Genomic DNA, 20,399 nt, shown 5'->3' on the forward strand with positions numbered 1-20,399 from the left:
CTTACCTTCCCTGCCTGAAGACCTGCGCCCCTGTCACATGCTGTGCTCAGGTTCCTGCATACATCGCTAAATTTAAGTGCATCTTTTTATTATGAATACTGTAAGTCCAACACCTCCTGAGGCTCGCGCTATCGGGCCACTGTTGTTTTCTCTCGCGCTGGGCGCTTTCGCCATTGGTTTGAGCGAGTTCGTTATTATGGGCCTGTTGCCGCAGGTCTCTTCGGCCATGAACGTCAGCCTGGCCGAAGGCAGCAAATTCATCAGTTACTATGCGCTTGGCGTGGTTATTGGCGCTCCGCTGTTCTCACTCAGCACCGCTCGTTTACAGCGTAAGCATCAGCTGATGATCTTTATCACCCTGTTTCTACTGGGCAATATCAGCAGCATGCTGGCTGAAACGGCGCACGCGCTGGTGGTTTCGCGTTTTCTGAGCGGCTTACCGCATGGCGCCTTCCTGGGCGTGGCAGCACTGGCGGCGGCCTCTTTAGTGGATGAAAATCGTCGCGGCCAGGCCGTAGGAAAAGTGATGCTTGGTCTGACGCTGGCCTCGCTGCTGGGCAATCCGGCTGCAACGTTGCTGGGGGAACATCTTGACTGGCGTTGGGCTTTCGCCTGCGTTTCGCTGCTGTCGTTGATTGATGCGTTGTTAATCTTCAAACTTTTCCCAATGCAGCGTGAAGAAGCTCAAAGCTCGCCGCTGAAAGAGATCCGCGGCCTGGCTAATATCCGTATCTGGTTAACGCTGGGTATTGCGGCAATTGGTTTTGGCGGAATGTTCGCGGTGATCAGCTATATCACCCCCATTCTGACCTTAGCTGCCCACCTGTCGACCCTCTGGCTGCCGGTTGTGCTGTTTGCTTTTGGTTTGGGGATGGTGCTGGGCAATCTGGCGGGCGGCAAGCTGGCCGATGGCAAAATCATGCTGTCGATTTTCTGCATTCTGGCCTGGAGCGTGGTGGTGCTGACCCTCTTCCCATTGATGGTGACGTCGCTGGCTGGCCTGCTGTTAGGCGCTTTCCTGATTGGCACTAACCTGGCGCTGTGCGCGCCGCTTCAGGTTCGTCTGATGCAGGTAGCCGGAAAAGCGCAAACGCTGGCGGCAACGCTAAACCATTCGGCATTTAACATCGCCAACGCGCTGGGCGCTTTCCTGGGGGCTTATGTCGTGCAGCAGGGTTATCCGATGACGCAGACCGCGACCTATGGCGCAATTTTGCCGGTGCTGGGTATGGTGATCTTTATTGTGGCGCTGCTGAAAGAAGTGGCCGACCGTAAAAATACCGACGTCAGTTCCACCGATTTGATTTGATGAACACGGCCGGGCAATGCGCCCGGCCTGATAACGTTTTTTCAGACGACCTTTTTCAGATGTTATCGCGCGCGGGAAGCCTGACCCGTAGCGCCATACAAATCGTCAGCGTCGCCAGCAGCAATGCCGCTGCGCTGCCCATAAAGACGCCTTTCGCCCCGGTGACGTTAAAGATCATACCGCCAGCCGCAGCGCCAATAGTGATTGCCAGCTGAATAGTCGCTACCAGCAGTCCACCGCCGCTTTCCGCTTCTTCCGGCATGGTGCGGGTGATCCACGTTGACCAGCCGACCGGAACAGCGCCAAAAGCCATGCCCCACAGCGCGATAAGTACCGCATCCATCACCGGTGCCGATCCCAGTCCGACCAGCGCCACGCCCAGCAACCCCATTGCCAGCGGCATGCCGATAAGCGTCCGGTTCAGGTTACGCTCCAACAGCACACCCGCAATCAGCGTTCCGGCAAAGTTCGCCACGCCAAAGCCGAGCAGAATGACGGAGAGGCCGTTGACGCCGACGCCCGTCACGCTTTCCAGGAACGGCCGCAGATAGGTAAAGAAGGCAAAGTGTCCGGAAAACAGCAGGATAATCGCCAGCAGCGCCGTCTGCATGCCGGGCCTCTTTACCAGCGAGAGCATCGAATTACCTGCGCCTGCCTGCCCTGGCTGCATTTTAGGTAAGGCAATCGTCTGCCAAATCAGCGCCAGCAGACCGCAGGCCGCCGCCGCGATAAAAACGTTACGCCAGCCAATCAGATGTCCGAAATAGCTGCCCACCGGCGCGGCAACGATTGTTGCGACCGAGACGCCGCTAAAAACAATCGACAGCGCGCGCGGGATCATCGCTTCCGGCACTAAACGCATCGCGGTGGCCGGAGCCAGCGTCCAGAAGCCGCCAATCGCGATGCCCAGCAGAACGCGGCCCGCCAGGATAAAGGTCAGATTTGGCGCGAAAGCCACCAGCAGGTTAGAGACGATAAGCATTACTGAAAACGTCAGCATCACCCAACGTCGGTCAAAGCGGCTGGTGACCGATGCGCTAAAAAAGCTGGTTAACAGGGCAAAAACAGCGGTAACGGTAACGGACTGCCCGGTTACGCCTTCGGTAACACCCAGACTCGCTGCCATCGGCGTCAGCAGGCTGGCGGGCAGAAACTCCGCCGTCACCAGTCCAAACACGCCAAGCGCCATCGAAAAAACTGCGCCCCACAGGGGCTTTTCCTGTGCCGTACCGGCCTGTTGTGCTGTGCTCATAAAAATCTCTCGTGACATGAAAATAATAGCCTAAGCGTAAAAGGCTCGACCCGGATGGTCTATGATGTAAAATCCGTGATTATTGATTATTCGTCCGGATGGCGCCTTATGACCACAGAAAGCCACGATTTAGCCAGCGAACTGCTGCTGGGCATGCGCCTGCTGGGCGTGCAATACCGGCGTATTGAGCTGGCCGCCCCTTTTGGCGTCGGCTTTGTGCAGGCGCCAGGCCGCGCGCAGTTTCACTTTGTCAGCCGTGGACCGGTAATGCTGCGTACCGGCAGCGGCACTCTTTATACGCTGAATACCGGCGATGCGCTGTTGCTGCCGCAGGGCATCGATCATGTACTCGTCTCGTCTCCAGACATCGCCTGCAAAGATATTCGCGCTTTCGACAGCACGCCGGTATGCAGCAACGTCAGCTGTGTTAAAGCCTGTCTTAAGGAGCCCAGCGCGTTGATCTTTAGCGGCTCAATGGAGTTCGATTTAGGCGGCATGCAGATGCTGGTCAGCGCCATGCCGGAAGTGTTGCTGGCTGCAACGCTGCTGAGCAATTACCCGGAAGTGCAGCCAATGCTTGAAGCAATGGAACGGGAATCGCTGGGGAAACGGGCTGGCTATGCGGGTATTTTGTCACGGCTGGCTGATGTAGTGGCTGCGTTTATCGTGCGTGGCTGGGTGGAGTCAGGCTGTGGTGAAGCGGGCGGCTGGATCCAGGCGCTGCGCGATCCTCGTCTCGGTAAAGTGCTGGTTGCCCTGCACCGCGAGCCGGGAAAAAACTGGACGGTTGCCCAGCTGGCCGCCGAAATGGGCAGCTCCCGCTCGGTATTTGCCGAACGTTTTCTGGCGGTGACGGGCATGACGCCGGTTCGCTATCTCACCGGGCTACGCATGCAGCTGGCGGCACAGTGGATCGGCCGCGAAGGCGAGGCGATTGAAACCGTGGCCTGGCGGCTGGGCTATGGCTCGCTGGCGGCCTTTAGCCGCGCGTTCAAACGCACCATGGGCGTGACGCCTGGCGCGATGCGTGCGGGTGAAAATAAACAAGCAGCTCAGGCTTACGATGCCATGCCTCAGGTTGCTGCGCGGGCTTAATGCCCGGCACTGGCTGCTGTACTACGTGGCTGACCGCGACAATTATCCGCCGAGTCGGGTGCAGAATCGCAAAGAAAAATCCAGGAGGGTCCAACCGCACTTTTTAGACCCCCGTCCCATCCATTTTGCGATATCATTTCATTAACATTGTACCTTCTGATTCATAACACTAACCGGACGTCGCCATCACTGCTATGAACCCTGATGCAATCCCTACCGTCTTCGACGGACATAACGATCTCCTGCTGCGCCTGTGGCTACAGGAAGAAGGCGATCCCGTTGCGGAGTTTCTGCAAGGGTCGATGAAAGGTCATCTGGATCTGCCGCGCATGCGTCGGGGCGGCTTTGCAGGCGGACTGTTTGCGGTATTTGTGCCTCCTGTACAGTACGCCAAACAGAGCAAAACGGCGTATGTGGAAGAAGATCATCATCCGCTGGCGATTACCGAAGCGCAAATTGCCCTGCTGCATACTATTGCCGAACGCTCAGACGGACAGGCGAAAGTCTGCCGCAGCGCGGGCGAGATTGAACAGTGCATTGCGCAAGGTGTGCTGGCGATGGTGCTGCATATTGAAGGGGCTGAGGCGCTGAATGAGCAGTGCAGCCAGCTTGACCGCTGGGTAGATAGTGGACTGAAGAGCATCGGCCCGCTGTGGAACCTGCAAAACTGCTTTGGTACAGGCGTTACGGGTGGTTTTCCCGGTTCGCCGGACAGTGGCGAAGGACTCACCGCCGCCGGACTGAATCTGCTAAAACTTTGCAATCAGAAAAAGCTGCTGATCGATCTGTCGCATATGAATGAGAAATCGTTCTGGCAGGTTGCTGAACACAGTAATGCGCCATTAGTTGCCACGCACTCCAACGTGCATGCGATCTGCCCCCAGCCGCGCAATTTAACCGATCGCCAGCTGGCGGCAATCGCAGAAAGCGACGGCTTTGTCGGCGTGAATTTCGGCAATGCGTTTTTGCGTGCCGACGGTAAGCGCGATGGCGATACGCCGCTCAGCGATATCGTTCGTCATCTGGATGCCCTGCTGGAAAAATTAGGCGAGAACCGCGTTGGCTTTGGTTCTGATTTTGACGGCATCAGCGTTCCCGATGCGCTGCAAGACGCCGCCGGGCTGCCGCGTCTGGTTGCGGCGATGTCTGCTGCCGGCTATTCATCTGAGCTGATTGAAAAAATAACCTGGCGCAACTGGCTGAGCGTACTGAAAAAAACCTGGGGGGAATGAACCGTATCCCCGCCGGACCTGATTATCCCTGTTTTACGCAGGGTTGATATCGATGTGACATAGGCGCAACATTTGCGCCGCCAAATTGTCAATATTTGACAATAGGACGATTACCTGCCGAACTTAATGGCGGCGTTTTTTATTAACACCAAGAGGATTTCACTATGTGGACTAAACCTAAATTCGTTGATTTACGTCTGGGCTTAGAAGTAACGCTGTACATCTCTAACCGCTAATCCCTTATGCCCACGCCTGTGGGCATCTTTTTTTTCTTTCCTGGTCTACACATGCAGATTAACGTTCTTGGTTCTGCGGCTGGCGGCGGTTTCCCACAGTGGAACTGCAACTGCAGAAACTGTCAGGGCGTGCGTAACGGCACCCTGAAAACTTCGGCACGCACGCAATCGTCCATCGCCATCAGCGATAACGGCGTCGATTTTGTGCTGTGCAACGCCTCACCAGACATTGCCCATCAGATTGCGGCCACGCCGGAACTGAATAAAAAAGGCGTGCTGCGCGGCACCGCGATCGGTTCGATTATCCTGACCGACAGCCAGATCGATCATACTACTGGCCTGCTGAGCCTGCGCGAAGGCTGCCCGCATCAGGTCTGGTGCACGCCCGAAGTGCACAACGATCTGACGACCGGCTTTCCGGTCTTCACCATGCTTTCCCACTGGAATGGCGGTCTTGTGCACCATGCCATCCAGCCCGGCGAACCGTTCCAGGTGGCCGTTTGCCCGGCGCTGAAATTTACCGCTATTCCGTTACTCAGCAACGCGCCGCCTTATTCGCAGTATCGTGACAGGCCGCTGCCTGGCCACAATGTCGCGCTGTTTATCGAAGATACCCGCAGCGGTCACACGCTGATGTATGCGCCCGGCCTGGGCGAACCGGACAGCGAGCTATTGGGCTGGTTGCAGAAGGCGGACTGCCTGCTGATTGACGGCACGCTCTGGCAGGATAATGAGCTGGCCAACACCGGCGTGGGCCTGAATACCGGCAAGGATATGGGGCACCTGGCGCTCGCCGAAGAGCAGGGGCTGATTGCGTTGCTGGCTTCGCTGCCGGCAAAACGCAAAATCCTTATTCATATTAATAATACCAATCCGATCCTCGATGAAGCGTCGGCTGAACGTCAGGCGCTGACGCAGTACGGCATTGAAGTCAGCTGGGACGGAATGCGTATTGACCTGTGAGCTTGCACAACATGAAGTCTGATTTTCTAACAGAACCGATGACGCCAGAAGCGTTTGAACAGGCGCTGCGCGCCAAAGGTGCTTATTACCATATCCACCATCCTTACCATATTGCGATGCATAATGGTCAGGCGACCCGCGAACAGATTCAGGGCTGGGTGGCGAACCGTTTTTACTACCAGACCAGCATCCCGCTGAAAGATGCCGCGATCATGGCTAACTGCCCGGATCCGCAAACCCGCCGCAAGTGGGTACAGCGCATTCTCGATCACGACGGTCATGAAGGTAGCGAAGGCGGAATTGAAGCCTGGCTGCGCCTGGGTGAAGCCGTAGGCCTGGATCGTGAAAAGCTGCTTTCTGAAGAGATGGTGCTGCCTGGCGTGCGCTTCGCGGTGGATGCTTACGTTAACTTCGCTCGCCGTGCAGTCTGGCAGGAAGCGGCGTGCAGCTCGCTGACCGAGCTTTTTGCACCGGAAATCCATCAGTCGCGCCTCGACAGCTGGCCGCAGCACTATAAGTGGATTGAAGCGGAAGGCTACGGCTATTTTCGAGGCCGGCTGAGCCAGGCAAACCGCGACGTCGAGCACGGTTTGCAGCTGGCGCTGGAATATTTCACCACCGCCGGGCAACAGCAGCGTATGCTGGAAATTCTCCAGTTCAAACTGGATATTCTGTGGAGCATGCTGGACGCGATGACCATGGCCTACGCGCTGAAGCGCCCACCGTATCACACCGTGACTGACCAGCCGGTATGGCATAAAGAGAGACTGCTGTAATGACCTTTACTGAGCAGCATATTCCCGCGTTTCGTCGCGGCTATCGTTTGCAGTGGGAACCGACGCAGGATTGCCACGTGATCCTCTACCCGGAAGGCATGGCGAAGCTGAACGACAGCGCCACCGCCATTTTACAGCTGGTGGACGGCAAGCAAACGCTGACCTCGCTGATTGCCGTGCTGAACGAGCGCTTTCCCGATGCCGGTGGCGTGGACGATGATGTAAAAGAATTTTTTGCCGAAGCCGTTGAACAGAAGTGGATAATTTTTCGTGAACCTGCTTAAACCTCAGGTCAATCCGCCGCTATGGTTGCTGGCGGAACTGACCTATCGCTGTCCGTTGCAGTGCCCGTACTGCTCTAACCCGCTGGACTTTGCTCAGCAGGAAAAAGAGCTGACGACGGAGCAATGGATAGAAGTCTTCAAACAGGCCCGCCAGATGGGTGCCGTACAGCTGGGGTTTTCCGGCGGCGAGCCGCTGGTGCGCAAAGATCTGCCTGAACTCATTCGTGCCGCGCGCGATCTCGGTTTTTATACCAACCTGATCACGTCCGGTATTGGCCTGACCGAGAAAAAGATCGATGCGTTTGCCGAAGCGGGCCTGGATCATATTCAGATCAGCTTCCAGGCAAGCGATGAAACGCTGAACGCCGCGCTGGCCGGATCGCAAAAAGCTTTTCAGCAAAAGCTGGCGATGGCGAAAGCGGTTAAAGCGCATGGCTACCCGATGGTGCTGAATTTCGTGTTACATCGCCATAATATCGACCAGATAGCGCAGATTATTGAGCTGGCGATCGAGCTGGAAGCCGACGACGTGGAGCTGGCCACCTGTCAGTTCTATGGCTGGGCGCAGCTGAACCGCGAAGGTCTGCTGCCCACCCGCGAGCAGATTGCCCGCGCGGAAGACGTCGTGGCGCACTACCGCGAAAAAATGAAGGATTCCAGCAACCTGGCAAATCTGCTGTTTGTGACGCCCGACTATTATGAAGAGCGTCCAAAAGGCTGTATGGGCGGCTGGGGCGCGATTTTCCTGAGCGTCACGCCGGAAGGCATGGCGCTGCCCTGCCACAGCGCACGCCAGCTGCCGGTTCAGTTCCCGTCGGTGCTGGAACACACGCTACAGGAAATTTGGTACGACTCGTTCGGCTTCAATAAATATCGCGGCTTTGACTGGATGCCGGAACCTTGTCGCTCCTGTTCAGAAAAAGAGAAAGACTTCGGCGGCTGCCGCTGTCAGGCCTTTATGCTGACCGGCAACGCCGATAATGCCGATCCGGTTTGCAGCAAATCACCGCACCACGGCAAGATCCTTGAAGCACGTGAGCAGGCCAACTGTACCAATATGCGCATCGATCAGTTGCAGTTCCGCAACCGCGTCAACTCTCAGCTGATTTTCAAAGTCTGATCAAATGAGCGCCGCCCAACACTTACCGCTGACGCTGGAAAATGGCTTAAAAATCCATTTAATCCACGATCCCCAGGCAACACGGGCGGCCGCGCTGATCCAGCTGGCGGCAGGCACGCATGATGAAGCGCCACGGTGGCCGGGTCTGGCACATTTGCTGGAACATGTGCTGTTTGCCGGCAGCGAAAATTTTCAGAATGAACAGCGCCTGATGGCCTGGGGGCCGACAGAAGGTGCCAGACTGAACGCCACCACGCTGGCATGCAGCACCGCCTGGTTTTTTGAGATAGCGCCGGAAAAACTGGAAGCCGGATTGCGACGGCTGGTGGACATGCTGGCAAACCCGCTGCTTTCCGCCGAATCAGTGGCAACGGAAGCGGCAGCGATTGAGGCGGAATATCGCATGCTGTGCAGCCATCGGCCAACATTGTGCGAGGCGGCACTGAGTCAGGCCTTTTGCGCGCCTCACGCTCTGCACGCTTTTCACGTCGGCAATCAGGCCAGCTTCGGTAATGACATCGCATTATTGCAACAGGCGCTAAAAGATTACCATCAGCGGTTCTTTTGTGGCGCCGCCCTTGAACTGTGGCTAAGCGGGCCACAGCCGCTGGAAACGCTGCACGCGCTGGCCAGCCAGTGGGGATCGGTTTTCCGCCATCATAATGCTTTTACCCGCTCTCCTGCCCCGCCCCTGCAACCCGCTTCCTGTCGCACGTTTTCACTACAGCATTCCGGCATGGAACAGCTTCAGCTGCATTTCCTGTTATCTGAACCTGATGCCTCATTGCTGTCGGTATTGCGCGAACTGTTGACGGATAAAGCTGAGGGCAGCCTGCTTGCGGTACTGCGTGAAGCCGGACTGTGCGACGATGTTACGCTACTGGAGCCGTATCGCAGCCGGCGGCAGTCCGTACTGAGCGTGGCGTTTCTGCTGAGTGAGTCAGGGCTTGAGCAGTGCGCGGCCACTGAAGCCATTTTTAAACACTGGCTGGAAAGACTACGGCTGCTGACTGCCGACCAGCTGATGCACTACGCCACGCTGTCGCGACGCAGCTTTAACCAGCTCTCGCCAATGCAGCAGCTGCGTGAGTGGGCTTTTGGTTTCCCACCGGAAAACGCCCCGCCGCTAACGTTGCGCTGGCAGCGGCTGCTCGCTCAACTGCGTCCAGACAACATGGGCCGACTGTGGGTCTCTCCTGATGCCACAGCGCCAGCGACAGGCGTACAGGGTTTTGCCCTGCATTCCGCCGCTATTGACTGGCCAACGGTGCCGGAAACGCCTCCGCCTGCGCTCGCCTTTCATACCCCAGGCGCAGCCCTTACGCTGCCGGTTTTACCCCCGACGCAAAGCGCTTTACGCAGGCTGCCCGCCGTAGGTGAAACCGTACTGTTGCTGAATCCGCTACCGGGCTGTTTGTCGGGTCATCAGGCCGCTGTCATTGAGGCAGCGCTCCAGCCTGTGATGGGAGAATGCCGTCATCGGGGCGGCGAGCTGCGCTTCTCTCGCCAGCAGGGCATATGGCTGCTACAGCTTAGCGGTAACGGCGATTTACTGCTTGCGAGTGCCGAAGCCATGCTGAACACGCTGAACGAACCGGGCGCCTCTGCCATTGCTCAGGGAAAACGGCAACACCATCAGGCGCAGCAACAGCTGTACAGCGATATCGCTATACGCTGCCTGCTGGCACGACTACCCGATCTGCTGACGAGCGAGACAGAGCCACAAGCGCCTGCAAGCCAAAGCCCGCATCTGGCAAACGACCCGGCTTACGAAAGCCTCCACGGTCTTCGCTGGCAGGGAGGGCTATACGGCGGTGATGTCGGGTTACATCTTGCGCTGGCAAGGCTGCTGTCACGCCTGCCGGGGCAAATCATTGCTCAGCCGCAGCAGGCTAAGCGTTTCCCTTCCCACGCCTGTTCCTTCCCAACGGAAAGCCGTGATGCCGCCGTCCTCGTATTTTGTCCGGTACCGGATGCGGATAGCTTTGCTGCATGGCGACTGCTGGCTGCCCTGTTTGAACCACGATTTTTCCAGCAGCTGCGGGTGGAGCAGAATATTGGCTACGTGGTCAGCTGTCGCTTTCATCACACCGCAGGCCAGGCAGGCATTCTGTTCGCCCTGCAATCTCCCGCCCTGACGACAGAACAACTTTTTCAGCATATTGAAGCATTTGTCTGTGGTATGCGTGAGGTTATCGCGCAAATAACCGTTGCGGAAATTGCCACTATTGCGGCGAGTTTGCAGGCAGAGCTTCCCTCATCTTTACCGGAAAACGTCTCTCAGATAACCGAACACTGGCTGCATCAGCAGCTGGCCGTCCAGCCCCTGATGCAGGAAATGTACGTCCCGCTTCTCCCTTCCCGCCTGCAAATGGCTTATCAACAGCTCATCACAGACAGCAGCACAACGTGGCGGCTGAGTAACAGTGCCCTGATTGCGCAATAAAGCCAGTCACAACCTCAAGCGTAGGTACGTGATAAAACGGATAATCGTTTCAGCTCACATATCTGATTAAGGTCTGGAACCGGATACCATAAAGTTTCTGCCGCTGTGAACCGATAGATCTGTTACCGGGCCACCCCTTCTTCAGAGTACGCCGCATGCTAAAAAATATAAAAGTCGTCACCAGCATTATTATCATGCTGGTTGTTTTTAGTGGGCTGCTGCTGATCTCCAGCGCGCTCTCTTTCAACGCCATCAGCCAGGATAAAAACAACTTCACCCGCGCCAGCATTCTGACGCAGCAGCAGGGCCAGCTAAGCGACACATGGCAGGCATTGCTGAAAACGCGCATCAGTATTAACCGCGCGGCGATCCGCATTCTGAAAAAACAGACCGACCCGGCGACGCTGGCCGGTATCAGCAAGTTACTGTCAACCGCCACCGATTCTCTTAATGACGCGGCGCAACATTTCAATGGTTATAAAAGCGTTCCGACTCAGGCCGGACAAAGCAGTGAACTGGCCTCAACGCTGGCGGGCAGCTATCAGCAGCTGTCAGAAACGATGAAAATGTCGATTCAGTATCTGAGCGCTAATAATTACGAGGCCTACGGAAATCTGGAAGCGCAAAAAGCTCAGGACGATCTGGAGAACGTCTATAACGTCTGGCGTACGCAAAATGCCAAACTGCTGAGCGTCGGCACCGTTGAAAATCACCAGGGTTTCAGCCATATGCTGTGGACGCTGGTGACAATTGTGGTGCTGTTAGTGCTGTTGGTCATCGCTGTCTGGCAGGTGATTAAAGGCGTGCTGCTGGCTCCGCTTAAGCAGGTTCAGACACATATTCAACGTATTGCCGAAGGGGAGCTGACCGAAACGCTGATCGTTGAGGGCCGTAATGAAATGGCCGAACTGGCGAATAACCTGGCGGCAATGCAGCAATCACTCATTACCACCGTCAGTCACGTACGTGAAAGCTCCGATGCGATTTACAACGGTGCCAGTGAAATCTCTATGGGCAATAACGATCTTTCCGCCCGTACCGAAGAACAGGCCGCTTCGCTGGAGCAGACTGCCGCCAGCATGGAGGAACTGACCGCGACGGTGAAGCAGAATGCGGAAAACGCCCGTCAGGCTTCACAGCTGGCAAAAAGTGCATCTGAAACGGCTGCAAAAGGCGGACGGGTGGTAGATGGCGTGGTCAGTACCATGAGTGAAATCACCGGTAGTTCGAAGAAAATCGCCGATATCATCAGCGTGATCGACGGTATTGCCTTCCAGACCAATATTCTGGCGCTGAACGCGGCGGTAGAAGCGGCCCGTGCAGGTGAGCAAGGCCGTGGATTTGCCGTGGTTGCCGGTGAGGTGCGTAACCTTGCCCAGCGCAGCGCACAGGCGGCGAAAGAGATTAAAACGCTGATAGAGGCTTCGGTCAGTCGGGTAGACGCGGGTTCCCAGCAGGTAATGCTTGCGGGTGAAACGATGCACGATATCGTCAGTGCGGTGATTCGCGTCACCGATATCATGGCTGAAATTTCTTCCGCTTCTGATGAGCAAAGCCGGGGAATCGATCAGATTGGCCAGGCCGTGACGGAAATGGATCGCGTTACCCAGCAGAATGCCTCGCTGGTTCAGCAATCCGCTGCCGCGTCCGCTTCGCTGGAGGATCAGGCCAGCCGCCTGGCACAGGCCGTTGCCGTTTTCAAAACGGGCCAGCACGGTAGCTTTGCGCCGGTGAAAAAGCCTCAGACGCCACGCAAAGCGGTGGCCAGTGAAGGTAGCTGGGAAACCTTCTGAGTTGTTAATCTTTCCCGGCCACCGTGCCGGGATTATTTTCCGTAACGCGTGGGCCAGATCCGCTCTGGCTTTTCATTGAGCGCTTCAGCAATAAGCTGTTCTCCTTTTGGCCAGGGACGCCGTAGTGCGTTAGCTAACGTTGAAGAGGCCAGACCCGATTCACGTGACAATGCTGACAAATTCGTCCCCTGTTTTTTTAACGCCGCAATTATATCTGCAGGATGCCAATCTTTTTTATTCATCATTACCCCCGCCTGAATTATTAACAACTTTTAAATTGTGGACTATGAGTCACACAGCATAGCACGCTATTTAACAAATGTGGTTGATAGTCCGTGGACTATTAGTCCGCAAAGCGCAATGCTAATGAGATGGAAAAGCAAACAACCATCAAAGTTCTTTTTGGAACAAGAGTTAAATTACTCAGACTGCAGGCAGGCTTGTCACAAGAAGCTTTTGCACTTAAATGTGGACTGGATCGTACCTATGTTAGTGGAATTGAAAGGGGTTTACGTAATCCCACTCTTGAAGTGATCGCATTGATCGCCTCAGGTTTAGGGGTTGAAATTAAAAATTTGATTGAATTTTAAAATCTATGTTATTTATTTTTAATTATCATTAAATCATCCAGTTGAAGAAAAAACGGGCGTCTCATTATTTATTTTAACCATAAATTCTCTGGATTTTTTTATTGATACCTCCCTTCTGTTTATTAACCTAAAAACATCCGCAATCTATTTTTTTGGCATTTTTTAGTCAAAAAATAAAGTGTGGATGTCCTCCTGATTTTATTCATTCCAGAAATCCTTTATCATTTTCCCCACCCGCTGAAATCTGGAGTTTTTCAATGAAAAAACGTCCTTCTGCTCGCCTGCTACTTGTTGATCGCCAACGGCGTATTTTACTGTTTCATTTCAGCCACCATGATGACGCCCTCGCAGGACAAAGCTATTGGGCAACACCAGGCGGTGGAGTTGAGGCAGGCGAGTCCTGGGAGCAAGCAGCCTGCCGCGAGCTGCGGGAAGAAACCGGGATAGTCAGGGAAGATCCCGGCGTCTGTATCGCGGAAAGGACTTTCCCGATGCGCCTGCCTGACGGCAGCGAAGTGTTAGCCGATGAACGCTTTTATGCGATCGAGGTTAGCGACCATGAAATCGATTTTGCTGGCTGGAGTGACAATGAACGCCGCGTGATTGACCAGAGCGAGTGGTGGACAGGTGAGCAATTACGATGCAGTGAAGAAACGATTTACCCAGATAATATTGCGCAATTAGTTTCTGATTTTATTTCTGAAAAATGTATCACGGCTATTTAATCGCTGATGCGCACGGGTAAAAATAAATTAACCCTGTCAAAAAGCATCCCGTTCCCTGCCAGAAACAGGAATAATAATGGTTATCAAAACCATTTAACAAACAACGCAATCGATAATAATTATCACTTATCTATCATCGAGTTAAAATATTTATTATTAATGTAAATAAACGATTAACAAGGTTTTTATTTCGCCATTTTTTATGCATAATGCGGGCAATTATTACTCTTTTGCCTGCTAATCCCTGGAGCCGCTATGCTGACTGCCGATATGACCGCCAAGCTGAACGATCAGTTAAATCTGGAATTTTATTCCGCAAACCTTTATTTGCAAATGAGTGCCTGGGCCGCCGACAAAGGTTTTGAAGGTGCTGCCGCTTTCCTGCGTGAGCATTCGGTAGAAGAGATGCAGCATATGCAGCGCCTGTTCAACTATCTGAGCGATACCGGTGCCATGCCGGTGCTGGGCTCGATTGCTGCACCGCCGGTTATCTTCAACTCCCTGAACGAAGTGCTGGAGCAGGCCTATGAGCACGAGCAGCTGATTACGGCAAAAATTAACGAGCTGGCACATGCGGCGATGACCACTCAGGACTATTCCACCTTTAACTTCCTGCAATGGTATGTTGCCGAGCAGCATGAAGAAGAGAAGCTGTTTAAATCCGTACTGGATAAGCTGGCGCTGGTGGGCACCAGCGGCAAAGGCCTGTTCTTTGTCGATAAAGATTTGATGACGATGAGCAATGCCGGACACCCGCAGGCGTAATCGATCGGGGGCGATATCTTCGCCCCTTTTTTTACACGTTAATACGGTAAAACTTGCTGTCGACCTGCATTCGCGGAAACGACGACGGTAATAGCGCGTCGCTCACTTCATGAAAACCATTTTTCTCATAAAAGCGATGGGCCGCCAGAAACCTGGAGGTCGTTCCCAGCCAGACAGCCTGTAGCTGCCGTTGACGTGCGTGCTCAAGCAGCGTATTCAGTAACGCATTTGCAACGCCTTGCTCCCTGCCTCGCCAGGCCTCGGCAACAAACATTTTGCGTAATGCCGCCTCGCCATTGCCGATATCCTTCAGGCCAATACAGCCCACCACCTCATCATCTGCCAGCGCCAGCCAGAAATCCCCCTCGCCCTGCTGATAAAAATTCTCGATATCGCCAAGATCCGGCTGCTGTTCGGCGGTTATCGCAATACCAAACTCATTATTCTGAATCGGCAAAATAACCCCAACCACGCCAGCCTGATAATGAGGTAAGTAGCGCTGAATGCGATAAGCTCTTGTCACGTCGTTCTCCCGGTTGGTCAGGCAACGTGCTGCGCAATATGCTGTAAACAGGTGGCAAACACACCTTCACTGACATTCTGCGCCACTTCCTGCAAATCCTGCCCTTCCGTCACATTAAAATCCGCCCACCATTCTGCCAACGTGGTGCCGTCCTCTTTTTGGGTCAGCTTGACAACTGCCACGTAGTCCGTCACCGGCATAATGCCGTCGACGATGGCGTAATGCAGTTCGTGGTTATCAACGTCCAGCTTTACCAGACGCTCCCGAACAAAACCGTCCGGCAGCGTGATTTTTCTGATGACGCCCACCGCCGTTTCGCTGGCGCCCTGCTCCAGTTCGCTGGCGGTAATAGCCGGATGGATTTTCGGCAGTCCGTTAAAATCGGCAATCAGCGGCCAGATTTGCGCGGTGGTGGCTTTGATGATGCGGCTGGCATAAGAAGTGTGTGGCATAGCAATGCGTTCCTGAGCTAATGAATAAAATTAACTTTAGCACGGCATTTTGCGCTTTTATTATCTCGCCGTGTCGCCTGGTGAAAATTTCCCTGCGATGATAATCCCAGCGGGCACGAAACCACCAATAGCAGCCTGATAAATAATCCACCACGCCGGTAATTGGGATAAGCGGGCGGCATCAGGTCGCCCGTTTTCTGTTTACTGAGTGCTGCTGACCGCATCAACCAGATTCAGTCGCTGCCAGAAGTTCTGCTCAGACGTTGTGCCGGAGAGCGGATAGCCGCCCGCCAGCGCGGTGGAAACCATCAGCTGGCGACGTTTCGCCGCGCTAAGATGAGGCAGCGGTCCTTCCAACAGCACTTCTGCCCCCTCCGGCACCACCAGCGGTGAAACCTGCTCTTTTTCCTGCGGCAGATGATAGGCCATGGTGAAACGATAAAATGCCTTCATCTGTGGCGCGGTGTACGGGTCGGCTGGCCCTGCCGGTTTGGCGCAGTGTGCCAGCGACGTTCCGCACTCTTTTTCCAGCGCGCTGCGTAACTGCTGTTTCGCGTCGTCAAACAGGACGCGATATTTTACATCGTTCAGGTAATGCGCCACGTTGCGCTGTGCGACCATGCGCGATCCCATCAGGTCGACGGGATAGTGGACGCCCAGAACCATTCGGGAATAGCCATAACGCGCGCCACGCTCGACCAGCGGGACGAAACGTTCTGGCAGCATTTCACCCAGCAGCAGCGCATCGGTATAACCCGTATTGGTGTGGCCGCTGGGAAAGGATCCTTCCGTTGCGGTGTAGGGCTTATTGTCTTTCACTACTGCGTTGTCCGGCACCGGATGGAGGGTCGTCGTGACTAAAAACGGACGTGGATAGTTAAACTGCTTTTTAGCCGCGCTGGTGCTGACTTCGCTGGCTTTAATCAATGCCGCCGCTTTACCCAGCTCTCCCTTGTTATAAGCCCTCAGAAAAGCCGCCCCCAGTTTCGGTCCCAGCGCATCGGCAAGGAAATAGAGATGGTTTTGCCCTTCTGCATCAATCAGAGCCTGCCGACGCAGCCCGTCGGTCGCGTTCAGGTTAACGTTTTCCACCGTTTTCAGGCTGGCATCGAGGGTGCTTTTCGGCAGCGACGGGAAAGCACCCAGCAGCTGGATACCGACCTGCTGATTGGTTTTTTTATCAAAATCGTAGCCGCTTTGCTTTAGCCACTGTTTATCAGCCAGCTTGTCGCTCTGTTTCGTCTCCTCCAGCTGCTCGCGCGTCAGCTGGCTGGCATCCCCTTTCAGGGCAGCAATCAGTGACTGCTGTACAGCCGTATCGAAATCGACAAACTGCGAGTTGCTGCTGGCGGGCGTAGTACTTTCCAGTAGCGTGCGAACCTGTTCCAGATTCAGGGCTGCGGGTGCAGCCTGCGTGAACTGACTAACCAGCAGCGTGGCAGCCAGCAGAGAATAACGAAAGCGCATGAACGTTCCTTAAAAGAGGGGGCGGATACCCTTGCCGACAGTCATGCTGTTCGATAAATATGACAGAAGAGTGACAACTCACATTTTGATACGGATTAGCGCATTGCCGCCTTTCGGCGGCAAAAATCGAGCCGTTATGCGACCGGGCTTAACGGCCAACACCGGTTAACCGACAATCGGCTTTTTATTTTTATCCAGCGCCTGCATAAACGTATCGTCCAGATGCAGATGCTGGCGCACCAGCTCTGGCGGCGTGGAAGCCAGCCACTGATTCAGCGAAATATCGGCGTAGTAACTGCTTTTAAACAGCTCCAGAAAACGCAGCGGCTTATCACCCGTATTCTCAACATAGTGACCCATTGCAAAGGGCACATAACCGACGTCACCTGCACGAAAATCAAAGGTACGGGCCTGTCCCGAAGAAGCAAAAACGCCCATCCGGCCTTCGCCCTCAAGGTAGTATTGCCACTCATCGGTGTTGGGATGCCAGTGAAGCTCACGCATAGCTCCGGGCTGGAGTTCCACCAACGCCGCCGCGATGGTTTTCGAAACCTTGAAAAGTGAGGAGTCGGTAATGCGCACCGTGCCGCCCTTCAGGGTAATCGGCTGCTGCGCCATCATCCGGTGGCTAAACGCGGTGCTGGAGCGGGTTGCGTCTGCAATAGCATCATCCTTCAGCGCGCCAGGCACGTTAGCGGCAAAAATATATTCATCGGAAGGTGAAGGGAGTTTGCTGAAGGTCTCGACGGGCACGCCGAAGTTTTTTGCCAGCACCTCGGGGGGAACGTGCTTAAACCAGTCGCTGAGCAGGAAAGTACTGTCCTCATCAAAACCGCCGCTGTCAAACGCCAGCAGGAATTCACAGCCGTCGGGTCCCAAACCCTGAATAGAATGGGGTACGCCGGAGGGGAAATACCACAGGTCGCCAACGCCAACATCATCCACAAACCAGTGGCCGTCGACATCCAGCGCGGTGATACGCGCTTTGCCGTAAAGCATATAGGCCCACTCGCCCTCTTTGTGCCAGTGCAGTTCACGAATACCGCCGCTGTTCAGGCGCATATTAACGCCAGCAATACTTTTGGAAATGCCCAGCTCACGCTCGGTAATCTGGCGAGTCCAGCCGCCGCTTCCTTTACGCACATGCGAATCGCTGTAGGAAAAACGCAGGTTAGGTAAAGTGCCGCTGTCGGTTGAAGGCGGATTAACCATGTCCGGATTCTCGCCCTGCCGCACCGGATCCTGCGGGCCGGGATCGCTGCCGCCCATCTTTCCTGTCCAGGGTTGAGCAACCACGGTCTGGTCATGCGCATGCACTTTGCCAGCCGCCAGCGCCACCGTACCCCCTGCGGCAAACGCCATAAAACTACGACGCGTTATTGCATTCATTTTTGCTTCCTTGTGTAGAGTTCAAAGAATTGTGCCGGGCACCACCCGGCACGTTCATAAGAATAACTACACAATCATCAACAAAACCTCTCTGCACAAAAGCCATTACATGCTGAATTGTAAGCATATGACCATAAATAAATTTAATCATTAATACAGATATATTTATAAAAAACCCATGATTATTCGCTAGCCGCTATAACCGAAAACTGTTTTACCAACGTTATTCAGCAGTAATGACTGGTACCGTAATTTGCCAGTGAAAATTTTTATTAGCGCCGCGACGGCGAGTGAAATATCCGCTTACAGCCGCAGTGCGGAAAATCGGCCTTTTGTGGAGAGCGATGCAGAGAGACAAGAAGCAGAAAAAAGAGGCGTTTTTGTCAGCGCCCTTTCTGCTGAACAGAAAGGGCGAGCAGAAAAAAGCATGAAAGGTCAGGCAGGCGGGTTCGCCAGCGGATGCCAGATATTCGTTACGGCCCCTTCTCCCCCCGTTACGGGATCGTGTTCAGGCAGAGGAACGCGCTTAATGGCGAGCAGCGACTGCTCTAAATCAGCATCGTTATCGCGGCACGTTTCGGGTTTCATTCCTTTAGGGTAAGCACCGACGGCAAAGAAATCTTCGCTGGCGGCGAGCTGATGATGTCCCACGCCTGCCGGGATCAGCACAACATCTCCTGCATGAACCGTCACCGCCCTGCCGGTTTCACCGCCGAACAGGATCTGCGCCCAACCGGCGCCGATACCCAACAGCTCATGGGTATTAGGGTGATAATGGGTATAGGTGTAGACCGGATAGCGCCAGGCGGGTGGCCACTGATGCCGGGCAAACAGATCCTCAAAATAGTGGGCAATATCTTCTTCTTCAATCTCTTCCGGCACGACCTGCGGATAGATAATCAACGGCAAAGGGTTGTTTGGCACCCCATTGACCGGCTGAAAAGTCAGATATTGCGGGTTGTTTGACGAGCCGGCAGAAAAAGTGCCGGCAGCAAAGGACATCATGGCAAGCAAACTACCAGCATGGGGCTGCATAAAGCGTCTCCTGACATCAGGTAGAGGATCGAAGTACTGTTAATTAATTGTGGCACCTGATGCTAAAGTTGCAATGCCCTTCGCTCGCGGCAGATCACATAACTTGCTAATTTTACGCAACTTAAGTCAAATCAAGCTAAACTTATTTACGCGTCAGCCGCCCGGCAAGCAAAGCCAGCCGGTGAGTGGGTATGATCAAGAGCGGCCACTCCCCAGCCAGTTTGAGCATTTAGAAAAAAGCTTTTATCTTTTCGCCGATACGCTTGTTCAGCTGGCAGACACGCGCTTCAGTCAGTGCCAATACCAGCGCAATTTCTTTCAGGCTCATATCCTGCTGATAATAAAGATTAAGAATGACTTTTTCTCGCGAATCCAGGCTATCAATGGCCAGTGCCAGCGTGCGCTGAATTTCCACCTCATCCTCCAGGCGACGCCCCGCGAACGTATAGCCCGGCACCTCTCCTGAAAGCAGCGTGTCGAAGCTCTCCATGGTGCTGGCGTTATCAAGCAGTAAATATTCCTGATATTCCTCATGCGTCAGATCAAGCGCCTGACGAATCTGTTCTTCAGTAGGTTCACACCCAAGACGACGAGTCAGCTCCCTGATGCCGTCATTGAGCTTGTGCGTTTTTTGACGCAGGCTGCGCGGCCGCCAGTCATGCTGCCGGAACTGATCAAGTACGGCACCGCGAATGCGCTGAGAAGCATAGCCAACAAATTTCTCATCGGGACGGCCATAGCGACGAAGCGCTTCCAGCAGACCCATTAGTGCAATCTGCTCAATATCTTCCCTGTCGATCATACTGTTAGCTTGCGGAGCCAGCTGGCGAACGATTCGCTTAACCAGCGGCAGCCATTGCTGCATATACTGGCTTTCTTCCGTCGGCGTGAGGGAAGGCAGTTCTTTAAATATTTCCTGATGTGACATGACTGAAAGACCATTTTTA

At 54.5% G+C, this 20,399-nt stretch carries 21 protein-coding genes; 13 read left to right on the forward strand and 8 right to left on the reverse strand.

Annotation, left to right across the window (positions count from 1 at the left end; translation table 11 throughout):
• Window positions 1-91: 91 nt before the first annotated feature.
• On the forward strand, window positions 92-1,309 hold the full coding sequence (locus EHV07_RS19555) for an MFS transporter (RefSeq protein WP_147199812.1): 1,218 nt from the start codon (window positions 92-94) through the stop codon (window positions 1,307-1,309).
• Window positions 1,310-1,364: 55 nt separating this feature from the next.
• Here the strand turns inward: EHV07_RS19555 and EHV07_RS19560 are convergent, their stop codons facing one another.
• On the reverse strand, window positions 1,365-2,561 hold the full coding sequence (locus tag EHV07_RS19560) for an MFS transporter (RefSeq protein ID WP_147199813.1): 1,197 nt from the start codon (window positions 2,559-2,561) through the stop codon (window positions 1,365-1,367).
• Between the two features lie 108 nt (window positions 2,562-2,669).
• Between EHV07_RS19560 and EHV07_RS19565 the strand changes: the two genes are divergently transcribed.
• From EHV07_RS19565 to EHV07_RS19605, 9 genes are all read left to right on the forward strand, one after another.
• Window positions 2,670-3,656 carry an AraC family transcriptional regulator gene (locus EHV07_RS19565; protein ID WP_217363417.1) on the forward strand — a complete coding sequence of 329 codons (987 nt, stop codon included), beginning with the start codon at window positions 2,670-2,672 and terminating at the stop codon, window positions 3,654-3,656.
• Between the two features lie 194 nt (window positions 3,657-3,850).
• The gene (locus EHV07_RS19570) at window positions 3,851-4,888 is read left to right on the forward strand and encodes a dipeptidase (RefSeq protein WP_147199815.1); all 1,038 of its coding nucleotides are present in this window, start codon (window positions 3,851-3,853) and stop codon (window positions 4,886-4,888) included.
• Between the two features lie 164 nt (window positions 4,889-5,052).
• The gene (pqqA, locus tag EHV07_RS19575) at window positions 5,053-5,124 is read left to right on the forward strand and encodes a pyrroloquinoline quinone precursor peptide PqqA (RefSeq protein ID WP_071822147.1); all 72 of its coding nucleotides are present in this window, start codon (window positions 5,053-5,055) and stop codon (window positions 5,122-5,124) included.
• 51 nt (window positions 5,125-5,175) lie between these two features.
• A complete protein-coding gene (gene pqqB / locus EHV07_RS19580) occupies window positions 5,176-6,087 on the forward strand; it encodes a pyrroloquinoline quinone biosynthesis protein PqqB (RefSeq protein ID WP_147199816.1) in 912 nt (303 codons plus the stop codon).
• Window positions 6,088-6,098: 11 nt separating this feature from the next.
• A complete protein-coding gene (pqqC, locus tag EHV07_RS19585; RefSeq protein ID WP_147199817.1) occupies window positions 6,099-6,863 on the forward strand; it encodes a pyrroloquinoline-quinone synthase PqqC in 765 nt (254 codons plus the stop codon).
• Window positions 6,863-7,147 (forward strand): pyrroloquinoline quinone biosynthesis peptide chaperone PqqD, encoded by a 285-nt coding sequence (pqqD, locus tag EHV07_RS19590; RefSeq protein ID WP_147199818.1) that lies wholly within the window; start codon window positions 6,863-6,865, stop codon window positions 7,145-7,147. Before pqqC ends, pqqD begins: the two co-directional genes overlap by 1 nt.
• The gene (gene pqqE, locus EHV07_RS19595; RefSeq protein ID WP_147199819.1) at window positions 7,134-8,267 is read left to right on the forward strand and encodes a pyrroloquinoline quinone biosynthesis protein PqqE; all 1,134 of its coding nucleotides are present in this window, start codon (window positions 7,134-7,136) and stop codon (window positions 8,265-8,267) included. Before pqqD ends, pqqE begins: the two co-directional genes overlap by 14 nt.
• Window positions 8,268-8,271: 4 nt before the next feature.
• A complete protein-coding gene (gene pqqF, locus EHV07_RS19600) occupies window positions 8,272-10,713 on the forward strand; it encodes a pyrroloquinoline quinone biosynthesis protein PqqF (protein ID WP_147199820.1) in 2,442 nt (813 codons plus the stop codon).
• Between the two features lie 155 nt (window positions 10,714-10,868).
• The gene (locus EHV07_RS19605; RefSeq protein ID WP_147199821.1) at window positions 10,869-12,506 is read left to right on the forward strand and encodes a methyl-accepting chemotaxis protein; all 1,638 of its coding nucleotides are present in this window, start codon (window positions 10,869-10,871) and stop codon (window positions 12,504-12,506) included.
• Window positions 12,507-12,538: 32 nt separating this feature from the next.
• On the opposite strand, the gene EHV07_RS19610 is transcribed toward EHV07_RS19605, so the two are convergent.
• Entirely contained in the window at window positions 12,539-12,748 is a 210-nt protein-coding gene (locus tag EHV07_RS19610) for a helix-turn-helix transcriptional regulator (protein ID WP_147200676.1), read from the reverse strand.
• 129 nt (window positions 12,749-12,877) lie between these two features.
• On the opposite strand from EHV07_RS19610, the gene EHV07_RS19615 reads away from it, so the two are divergent.
• The 3 genes from EHV07_RS19615 to ftnA all read left to right on the forward strand — a co-directional run bounded on the left by EHV07_RS19615 (window position 12,878) and on the right by ftnA (window position 14,586).
• Entirely contained in the window at window positions 12,878-13,096 is a 219-nt protein-coding gene (locus EHV07_RS19615) for a helix-turn-helix domain-containing protein (RefSeq protein ID WP_147199822.1), read from the forward strand.
• A 257-nt stretch (window positions 13,097-13,353) separates the two neighbouring features.
• Window positions 13,354-13,821 carry an NUDIX hydrolase gene (locus EHV07_RS19620; protein WP_147199823.1) on the forward strand — a complete coding sequence of 156 codons (468 nt, stop codon included), beginning with the start codon at window positions 13,354-13,356 and terminating at the stop codon, window positions 13,819-13,821.
• A 255-nt stretch (window positions 13,822-14,076) separates the two neighbouring features.
• A complete protein-coding gene (gene ftnA, locus EHV07_RS19625) occupies window positions 14,077-14,586 on the forward strand; it encodes a non-heme ferritin (protein ID WP_147199824.1) in 510 nt (169 codons plus the stop codon).
• 31 nt (window positions 14,587-14,617) lie between these two features.
• On the opposite strand, the gene EHV07_RS19630 is transcribed toward ftnA, so the two are convergent.
• The 6 genes from EHV07_RS19630 to EHV07_RS19655 form a co-directional block, all read right to left on the reverse strand.
• Window positions 14,618-15,109: a GNAT family N-acetyltransferase gene (locus EHV07_RS19630; protein ID WP_147199825.1), complete on the reverse strand. Its 492-nt coding sequence runs from the start codon at window positions 15,107-15,109 to the stop codon at window positions 14,618-14,620.
• Window positions 15,110-15,126: 17 nt separating this feature from the next.
• The gene (locus EHV07_RS19635) at window positions 15,127-15,561 is read right to left on the reverse strand and encodes an SRPBCC family protein (RefSeq protein WP_147199826.1); all 435 of its coding nucleotides are present in this window, start codon (window positions 15,559-15,561) and stop codon (window positions 15,127-15,129) included.
• A 201-nt stretch (window positions 15,562-15,762) separates the two neighbouring features.
• Window positions 15,763-17,028: a phosphatase PAP2 family protein gene (locus EHV07_RS19640; RefSeq protein ID WP_147199827.1), complete on the reverse strand. Its 1,266-nt coding sequence runs from the start codon at window positions 17,026-17,028 to the stop codon at window positions 15,763-15,765.
• 165 nt (window positions 17,029-17,193) lie between these two features.
• Complete coding sequence (locus EHV07_RS19645; RefSeq protein WP_147199828.1) at window positions 17,194-18,417, reverse strand: cupin domain-containing protein; 1,224 nt, start codon at window positions 18,415-18,417, stop codon at window positions 17,194-17,196.
• A 435-nt stretch (window positions 18,418-18,852) separates the two neighbouring features.
• Window positions 18,853-19,452, reverse strand: coding sequence for a cupin domain-containing protein (locus EHV07_RS19650; protein ID WP_147199829.1), 600 nt, complete (start codon window positions 19,450-19,452; stop codon window positions 18,853-18,855).
• Between the two features lie 229 nt (window positions 19,453-19,681).
• The gene (locus tag EHV07_RS19655) at window positions 19,682-20,380 is read right to left on the reverse strand and encodes a FliA/WhiG family RNA polymerase sigma factor (RefSeq protein WP_147199830.1); all 699 of its coding nucleotides are present in this window, start codon (window positions 20,378-20,380) and stop codon (window positions 19,682-19,684) included.
• Window positions 20,381-20,399 lie beyond the last annotated feature (19 nt).

The organism is Pantoea sp. CCBC3-3-1 (genome assembly GCF_007981265.1).
Taxonomy (GTDB): domain Bacteria; phylum Pseudomonadota; class Gammaproteobacteria; order Enterobacterales; family Enterobacteriaceae; genus Erwinia.